Origin of the sequence: Janthinobacterium sp. SUN073, assembly GCF_030397665.1 — a bacterium.
In the GTDB taxonomy this organism is placed as follows: Bacteria; Pseudomonadota; Gammaproteobacteria; order Burkholderiales; family Burkholderiaceae_D; genus Janthinobacterium.
In genome coordinates this window covers 1-1,745 of sequence record NZ_JAPUBT010000029.1, presented here as the reverse complement: position 1 = coordinate 1,745, position 1,745 = coordinate 1, and the positions used below count along the sequence as shown (strand labels likewise).

General features: G+C 66.0%; 2 protein-coding genes. Both read left to right on the top strand.

Annotated elements, in window-relative coordinates; translation table 11 throughout:
• Positions 1-592 (top strand): TonB family protein (locus O0882_RS29010; protein WP_354670299.1); only part of this gene is annotated, 592 nt, incomplete at its 5' end.
• 37 nt (positions 593-629) lie between these two features.
• On the top strand, positions 630-1,745 hold a 1,116-nt coding region (locus O0882_RS29005), incomplete at its 3' end, for a putative porin (RefSeq protein ID WP_289953456.1).

The following is a 1,745-nucleotide window of genomic DNA, read 5'->3' as shown; positions in this document are numbered from 1 at the left end:
GTATTTGCTGTCGGACACGGCGGCCACCAAGCGCGAAGTGGCGGCGCCGCCGATGCTGATGCTGCCGCCGCCACCACCGCCGCCACCGGAACCGGAAAAACTGCCGGAACCGACGCCCGACAAAGTGGTGCCGGAAGTGTCGGAGCCGGAACCGACGCCGGCCGACAAGCCCATGGATGACGCGCCGGAAAGTCCGTCGCCGGACAAGGGCGACCCCGTCACCATCGATGGCGCGGCGCAGGCCGGCAGCGACGCCTTCGGCATCCAGGCCGGGCGCGGCGGCGGCATGAGCGGCAGCGGCGGTGGCGGCGGCCTCGGCGCGGGATCGTATGGCCGCTATGTGGCCAATGCCTTGCAGATGGCGTTCGCCCGCGACCCGCGCACGCGCCAGCTGGCGTTTACGGATATCCGCGTCGACCTGTGGCTCGATACGGAAGGCAAGACGTCGAAGGTGCAGCTGGTGCAAGGCACGGGCAATGCGCAGACGGATGAGCAGGTGCTGGCCATGGTGCGCGACTTCCGCGCCGATGAGCGGCCACCGGCATCGCTGCGTTTCCCGGCCCGCGTATCCATTAAAGGCCGCCGGCCATAGCGCCCTTAATTCATATTAATTTTTTTCGAAAGAAACAATGAATTCCATATTTTCTTCCCCACAGCGCCTGCGCCGCCTTCCGCTGGCGTTCGCTGCCCTGGCCCTGAGCGTAGCGGCCGGCGCAGTGCAGGCGCAGGCCGTCCCGGCCGACAGCACCATGGTCAAACTGATACGCGGCCTGATCCAGAGCGGCGCCCTCAACAAGGATGCCGGCGAGGCGCTGCTGGCGCAAGCGCAGAGCGAGGCGCTGGCCGCTGCGCAAGCCCGTCCGGCGGCCGCCTCCGCACCCCTGGCGCAAGCCCAGGCCGGCGACGTGCGCGTACCCTACATTTCGCAGACCGTACGCGAACAGATCCGCGACGAGATCAAGGGGCAAGTGCTGGCCGAAGCGAAGGCGGGCGGCTGGGCGGCACCGAATGAAACGCCGGCCTGGACCAAGCGCATCCGCGTCGAAGGCGACGTGCGCGCGCGCTACGAATCGCGCTACTACGACATGGCCAACAGCAATATCGAGATCGACTGGCGCTCGCTCAACAGCGGCAGCGGCTACGACGTCAATGCGAACACCAACCTGGCCCTGCCGGCGCTGCTCAACACGCGCCAGGACCGCAAGAATTTGCTGCGCGCGCGTGCCCGCTTGGGCATCCTGGCCGACATTTCCGACAGCACGCAAGCAGGCATCCGCCTGGCCAGCGGCAACGATGATAGCCCGGTATCGACCACGCAAACCCTGGGCGGTGGCCTGGGCAAGAAAAACATCTGGCTGGACCAGGCCTGGCTGTCGTACCAGCCCGCTTCCTGGCTGAAACTGACGGCGGGCCGCTTCGACAATCCGTTCGTGTCCGGCGATGAACTGTTTTCCAGCGAACTCAATTTCGACGGCATCGCCGCCAAGCTGCAGCAACCGGTGGGCGAGAGCAAGGATGTCACCGTGTTCGGCACGCTGGGCCTGATTCCGCTCGAGTATTCGTCCGACAATGCACCGAGCCGCAGCCAGGCAAAAATGGCCAGCGAAAACAAATGGCTGCTGGGCGCGCAAGTGGGCGCCTCGTGGAAGATCAATGGCGACCACCAGTTGCGCGGCGCCCTGGCCTACTACAACTTCCGCAACATCAGCGGCGAATATTCGCAGCCGTGTGCGCTGTACGCGGGC